This is a genomic window from Flavobacterium sp. (assembly GCF_044341185.1).
Classification (GTDB): Bacteria; Bacteroidota; Bacteroidia; order Flavobacteriales; family Flavobacteriaceae; genus Flavobacterium.
This window is the reverse complement of sequence record NZ_JBIISE010000061.1, coordinates 1-6197: the sequence shown is the minus strand read 5'-3', so window position 1 is coordinate 6197 and position 6197 is coordinate 1. Positions and strand designations below refer to the sequence as shown.

Here is a 6197-nt window from a genome sequence, read left to right as displayed (position 1 = left end):
GTATAACTTTTCAAATGAAAATAAAATGAAAATAAAAATATTTTTATTACTTCTGATTTCCAATATTGCTTTTTCTCAAGTCGTAATTAATGAAATAGATCCTGATACCCCTTCTACAGATCAAAAAGAATTTATTGAATTAAAATCGGCATCTGCTAATTTTTCATTAAATGGGTATGTATTAGTTTTTTTTAATGCTTCAAGCACAAGTCCTTATGCAGGAACGTTAAGTTATAACGCTATTGATTTAGATGGGTATACTACAGATGTAAATGGAAATTTTTTAGTAGGTAATGTTTTGCTTACTCCAACTCCAGCTTTGTCTATGTTAGATGCTACGCTTCAAAACGGACCCGATGCTATTGCATTGTATCAAGCAAATGATACCGATTTTCCTTTAAATACTCCTGCAACAGCCACAGGATTGGTTCATGCCATTGCGTATTCAAATACAGCTTCTACACAACCTACCGCGTTAATGACTATTTTAAATGTAACAGTTTGTGTAAATGAAAACGCTACTTCGAATGCAGCTAATCATTCCATTCAAAGAAAAGCTGATGGTACGTATGAAGTGAAAGCACCTACACCGGGAATGAATAATGATGGTTCAGGTATTGTATTAAACTATATGACTACTACTTTTAATGCGAATTCGTATACTGAAGGACAAACCGTTTCCATTACATTTACTACAGACACGCCAGTAACCGCAACTACTACTTTTTCCATTTCTTTAAATAATGGAAATTTTAATTCTGCAGATTATACTTTTGATACTACTAATATTGTAACCATTCCTTCTGGTGCGACTTCAGTTACAAAAACAATTACTTTAATTGATGATACTTTGGAAGAAGGCGATGAAGAATTTGTACTTTTTATTTCGGGTTTACCCGTAAATGTAGTTTCGAGTAATAATTCGATTGTAAGACGTGTAGCAGATACGGATTTCCAAGTCTTAAATTTCGGAACGCCTTTAGCGCCAACCTATAATACGGTTTCAAGTACCGCTCCAGCAGGTTATTATGCATCTTTAGAAGGATTGTCTGGTGCAGCATTGAAACAAGCCGTGCAAAATATAATTGCGAATCCGTCTGTGGTACGATTACATAGTTATGCAGATATTTGGGAAATCTTAAAAACTTCGGATCAAAATCCTATGAATAGTGGGCAAATTTGGGAAATTTACTTGGAACAACCAATGTCTAAAATAGACCAACAACAAGGTTCGAGTATTGTAGGTAAATGGAATAGGGAACATATTTTTTGTCAATCGAGAGGTGGTTTTGTAGTAGCTAATAATGATTCGGCAGATGGAATTGGAGTTTGGACTTCTACGAGTGCTGCTACAACAGTTGATGGTGTTTCAGATGCACATCATATAAGAGCGGTTAACGGACAAGAAAATTCATCCAGAAATAATAAAAACTACGGAACTGTTAATTCAGCTACAGTATATGCCGGAGCAACGGGTACTCAAGGTTCTTGGCGTGGTGATGTAGCAAGAGCTTGCTTTTATATGGCGGTTCGATTTAACGGTTTAAATGTGGTAAATGGCGATCCAAGTGAATATAATGGAGCAAATCCTTCCGGGAATATAGGTGATTTAGCTACTTTATTGACTTGGAATCTTTCGGATCCTAGAGACGATTTTGAAATGAATAGAAATAATTATATTCAAACTTGGCAACACAACAGAAACCCATTTATTGATTATCCGTTATTGGCAAATTATATTTTTGGTTCGCAATACGGACAACCTTGGTTTGCGGCATTGGCTTCAGAAAGTTTTGACACTACAGATGTAAAGGTGTATCCAAATCCTGCAACAGAACATATTTTTGTTTCGGGTATATCGAATCTTTCTAAAGTAGAAATTTTCTCTGTCTTGGGAACAAAAGTTTTTGAAAAAACAGTTAATGAAGACCAAATAATTCCAATTTATTTTCAAGCAGGAATGTATTTTGTTAAAATTAACACAAATGATAAACAAATCATAAAAAAAATAATCGTGAAATAACGTAAAATTGTTTCATTATCAATATTTTTGTAAAAAATAACAACTCAATATATTTTATACAATGAAAGTAACAATAGTAGGGGCAGGAAATGTAGGTGCATCATGTGCTGACGTAATTTCTTACAGAGGAATTGCAAGTGAAGTAGTTTTATTAGACATTAAAGAAGGATTTGCTGAAGGAAAAGCAATGGACATTATGCAATGTGCTACAACTACAGGATTTAATACGCAAGTATCAGGTGTAACAAATGATTATTCAAAAACAGCTAATTCAGATGTAGTAGTAATAACTTCTGGAATTCCAAGAAAACCAGGGATGACTCGTGAAGAGTTAATTGGTATCAATGCTGGAATTGTAAAATCTGTTGCAGAAAACATTTTAAAATTTTCTCCAAATACCATTATCGTAGTAGTGTCTAATCCTATGGATACGATGACGTATTTAACGTTAAAAGCTACAGGTTTACCAAAAAACAGAATTATTGGAATGGGTGGTGCTTTAGATAGCTCTCGTTTCAAATATTATTTATCAAAAGCATTAAACAAACCAGGAAACGATGTTCAAGGTATGGTTATTGGTGGTCATGGTGATACAACTATGATTCCATTAACACGTTTGGCTTCTTACAACGGAGCGCCAGTTTCTAATTATTTATCTCAAGAAGTATTGGATAAAGTAGCGGCGGACACTATGGTAGGTGGTGCTACATTAACAGGTTTATTAGGTACTTCAGCTTGGTATGCGCCAGGAGCTTCTGTGGCGTATTTAGTAGATTCTATCTTAAATAACCAAAATAAAATGATTGCTTGTTCTGTTTTATTAGAAGGCGAGTACGGACAATCAGATATTTGTTTAGGTGTACCATGTATTATTGGTAAAAACGGAGTACAAGAAATTGTTGACGTACAATTAAACGACGCTGAAAAAGCTACTTTTGCAAAATCAGCAGAAGCGGTACGCGCTATGAATGGCGACTTAAAAGCGGTTTTATCATAAACCCTTTTTAACTATATATAAGGCCTGTAGGAATTTCTTACAGGCTTTTCTTATTTTTAATGGGTACGCAGATTGGGCAGGTTTTCTTTGTTTACTTTGCGGTTAATCTTTTAAACTCCTTTTCTCTTTATAATACGCTTTTGTAGCAATATATAGCGTTTTGTCTAATTCCGCGAAAATGGTACCGTTTTTAGCCGTGATATGAAGGATTTTCGTATAATCTATTTCATTTTCAGTTTTTACTTTCTGCAAGATTTCGTTAATTTCTGTAGTTGTAAATTCAAACGTTGCAAAGGCGTGTTCATACGCTGGGCGTTTAAATTTAATATCCGTTTTTTTATCCCAAACTACGTAGTCTTTTCCTAAAATTTGCATTAACTGAATCATATAAATTGGATCAGTTGCAGCAAACAAACTGCCACCAAATATCGAACCTACATAATTTCTGTTTTTGTATGATAAAGGAATTTTGATTTTTACTACATGTAAATCTTCAGAAGCGAAAATAATTTTCCCACAACTTCTTTTATACATGGGTGACAGGTTAAAACCAACTTTAAAAAGAGTCGCCTTTTTAAAATATCGATTTAAAAAAGTAAAAAACGTTTCGTACATATTAAACCGTTAGTTTTTTTACAATTTCTGCAACAGGTAAAATGGCGTACGTGTCTTCAATACTCGGACCTGCTACCCAAACCGTTTTATAGGTTACTTCAGTTGCGGCTTTTTCTGTAGCTTTCATACCAATGTAAAAACGAATCATTTTTACCCATTTTTTTAAACTTTTGTTTTTGTTTAAAACTTGTTCTAACCAAGTGGTTTTTGTACCTACTTTTTGAACATAAGGTGTATTTATCACCGAACAAGGTGTGCCCGAAATACGTTCCGTCATTACAATGTCTTTTGCACCATATTCTACACAAGCTTGTTTGTACTCTTGCGAAACGTCAGCTTCTGTTGAAGCAATAAAAGGACTTCCAACAGAAACACCAATTGCACCATAAGCAAGCATTTTATCTATATCTAATTTTTTACTTACACCACCAGCGGAAATAACGGGTAGGGAAGTGCCTTCGTTTAATTGTTTGATTAATGCTTCAGGTGAAAGATTTCCTCTATGTCCTCCTGCTTCATTATTTACAGCTACTAATGCATCTGCACCTAAATGTTCCACTTTTTTAGCGAAGCTTAAATCAGTAACATCACAAAATACTTTGATACCTACTTGATGTGCTTGAATAATCGTTTCTTCTGGAGAACCTAATGACGTTAATATAAAATCGACTTTTTCTTCACATAAAATGCGTAATTGCTCTTTATATTTAATATTGGATTTATTCACAATTAAATTAAAACCAAAGCTGCCGCCTTCTACTTTTGCGTTTTTTAATTCGATAATCGCACTGCGTAATTCTTCTAAAGTTCTGTAATTTAAAGCCGGAATACATCCTGCTACGCCACTTTTCATGCCTTCAATTACCATTTTAGTATTGGACACCAAAAACATTGGCGCCATGATAATAGGGTGTTTTATATTTAAAATTTCGGTTAATTGAGGTTTTGACATGATTGTAAAATTTATTCAAATATACTAAAAATAATAGGCGTGCATATAAAAAGTATGTAGGTGAAATCTTTTAGTTATTTTCTTGTTTCTTAAATCTAAAGTTTAATTTATTTTTTAGGATCGTAACGTCGTGTAACTTCGTTAAACTTATATTTATTTATTTGTGTTTTTGTAGATAAATGTACTTCATAATCTTTCGTTAAAGTAAATTCAAAACCTTCTCTTCTAGTTTTTTCAACGGTTTGCGAGGCTGTTTTGTTTTTATCTAAAAATTCGATTTCTTTAATTTGACTGACCGTTTGAATGTTTCCTAAAATTTTTAGTTTGGTGGTAGATAATTCCCAAATTTCATTTGAAGTGATCAAAGCATTTTCCTTTTTTAGTTTCGTTTCAGTCAAAATATTTTCAGTATAACTAAAGTGATATAATTTTACATTCCCAATAGTAAACGATTTGATTTTAAAATTTGTAGGTTGTTGTGCTTTATCTTTTGCTGTTATTTCTTTAAGAATAATGATTTCCTTTTTTCCAGCATTATCAAGTAAAATCGCTAATTTTTGTTTACCGCCTTCCATGATAATTTCGGCTTTTAAATTTTCAAAAGTGGCTAAAGCGGTGGAAGTTGCTTTTACAGGTGTCTTAGGTTTTTGAGCTAAACAAAAAGTAGTTAATAGTAGTAGTAAAGCAAGTAGTATGTTTTTCATATTGAAAATTTTTAAGATTTTGGAGTTACCAAAGTACAAAATAATTTTCATAAAAAAAACCGGTAAGAATTTTCTTACCGGTTTTAATTTATATTTTAAAATGAATTAGTCTTTTTGAGATTGAACAGCTAAGTTATAAATAACTAAACCAAATCCAATTTTGTTGATAGCATCAGCAATGTTGTAAGCAACATCAATATTTCCTGAAGGAATCATTGAATTGTACCATCCTGTAGTACCCATCATGTATCCTAATGGATAGATAGCCCAACCTACTAATACGAACCAGCATAAGATTTTGTGAGCAGCTAATACGTTTCCGCCAGCAGCTTTTGCTAATTTAGAAGCAGATCCTAACCATATTTCGTAAACAATTACAAAATACGCTAATCCTGAAATTCCACCCCATAAAGCAGCTGAATCTTTGTAAACCGTTTCACCTAAGTACCCAGTTACTAACATAACTACAGATAAACCGATCATTTTCCATAATAAATCTGTTTTTGCACCTGCAACTTTTAAGATTAGGAAAAACTCTAAACACATTAACGGCACTGTTAAAACCCAGTCAACGTATCTAAAAAATGTTGGAGATTGTCCAACTTCAGCCCAATATTCTTTCATGTAGAAGTAGTGAACTGCAGCAATAAATGTTATTAATCCAGAAACCAGAACAGATGTACGCCATTTTTTATCAAATTGATTTAATGATAAAAAGAAAAAAGCAGAAGCTGCCATCATTGCCATACACCCAACAAAGAATGTAAAGCCTACGTAATCATTTGGTAACATTTCTTTCATTAATAATAAATTTTTCATAATTTTTTGTTTTTAGTTAATAATAAATGTTAATTTGTTTTATCAAAGTTAAAAAATTAATTTTTAATAAACAAACTTTTTGTTTAT

At 32.7% G+C, this 6197-nt stretch carries 6 protein-coding genes; 2 read left to right on the top strand and 4 right to left on the bottom strand.

Annotated features, from left to right (window positions below; translation table 11 throughout):
• Window positions 1-2023 (top strand): endonuclease (locus ACIQZ1_RS09480; RefSeq protein WP_396160799.1); only part of this gene is annotated, 2023 nt, incomplete at its 5' end.
• A 61-nt stretch (window positions 2024-2084) separates the two neighbouring features.
• Window positions 2085-3020, top strand: coding sequence for a malate dehydrogenase (locus ACIQZ1_RS09475; protein WP_396160797.1), 936 nt, complete (start codon window positions 2085-2087; stop codon window positions 3018-3020).
• Between the two features lie 102 nt (window positions 3021-3122).
• Here the strand turns inward: ACIQZ1_RS09475 and ACIQZ1_RS09470 are convergent, their stop codons facing one another.
• The 4 genes from ACIQZ1_RS09470 to ACIQZ1_RS09455 form a co-directional block, all read right to left on the bottom strand.
• Window positions 3123-3635, bottom strand: coding sequence for a DUF4442 domain-containing protein (locus tag ACIQZ1_RS09470; protein WP_396160795.1), 513 nt, complete (start codon window positions 3633-3635; stop codon window positions 3123-3125).
• Between the two features lies 1 nt (window position 3636).
• On the bottom strand, window positions 3637-4587 hold the full coding sequence (locus ACIQZ1_RS09465; protein ID WP_396160793.1) for an NAD(P)H-dependent flavin oxidoreductase: 951 nt from the start codon (window positions 4585-4587) through the stop codon (window positions 3637-3639).
• 107 nt (window positions 4588-4694) lie between these two features.
• Window positions 4695-5291 carry a hypothetical protein gene (locus ACIQZ1_RS09460; RefSeq protein WP_396160791.1) on the bottom strand — a complete coding sequence of 199 codons (597 nt, stop codon included), beginning with the start codon at window positions 5289-5291 and terminating at the stop codon, window positions 4695-4697.
• Between the two features lie 105 nt (window positions 5292-5396).
• Window positions 5397-6110 (bottom strand): bacteriorhodopsin-like, encoded by a 714-nt coding sequence (locus tag ACIQZ1_RS09455; protein WP_396160789.1) that lies wholly within the window; start codon window positions 6108-6110, stop codon window positions 5397-5399.
• Between the last annotated feature and the right edge of the window lie 87 nt (window positions 6111-6197).

Bases quoted from the DNA above. Each gene is read 5' to 3' on its own strand.
- ACIQZ1_RS09460 (WP_396160791.1), bottom strand. From the start codon at position 5,291: ATGAAAAACATACTACTTGCTTTACTACTACTATTAACTACTTTTTGT.
- ACIQZ1_RS09455 (WP_396160789.1), bottom strand. From the start codon at position 6,110: ATGAAAAATTTATTATTAATGAAAGAAATGTTACCAAATGATTACGTA.
- ACIQZ1_RS09475 (WP_396160797.1), top strand. From the start codon at position 2,085: ATGAAAGTAACAATAGTAGGGGCAGGAAATGTAGGTGCATCATGTGCT.
- ACIQZ1_RS09465 (WP_396160793.1), bottom strand. From the start codon at position 4,587: ATGTCAAAACCTCAATTAACCGAAATTTTAAATATAAAACACCCTATT.
- ACIQZ1_RS09470 (WP_396160795.1), bottom strand. From the start codon at position 3,635: ATGTACGAAACGTTTTTTACTTTTTTAAATCGATATTTTAAAAAGGCG.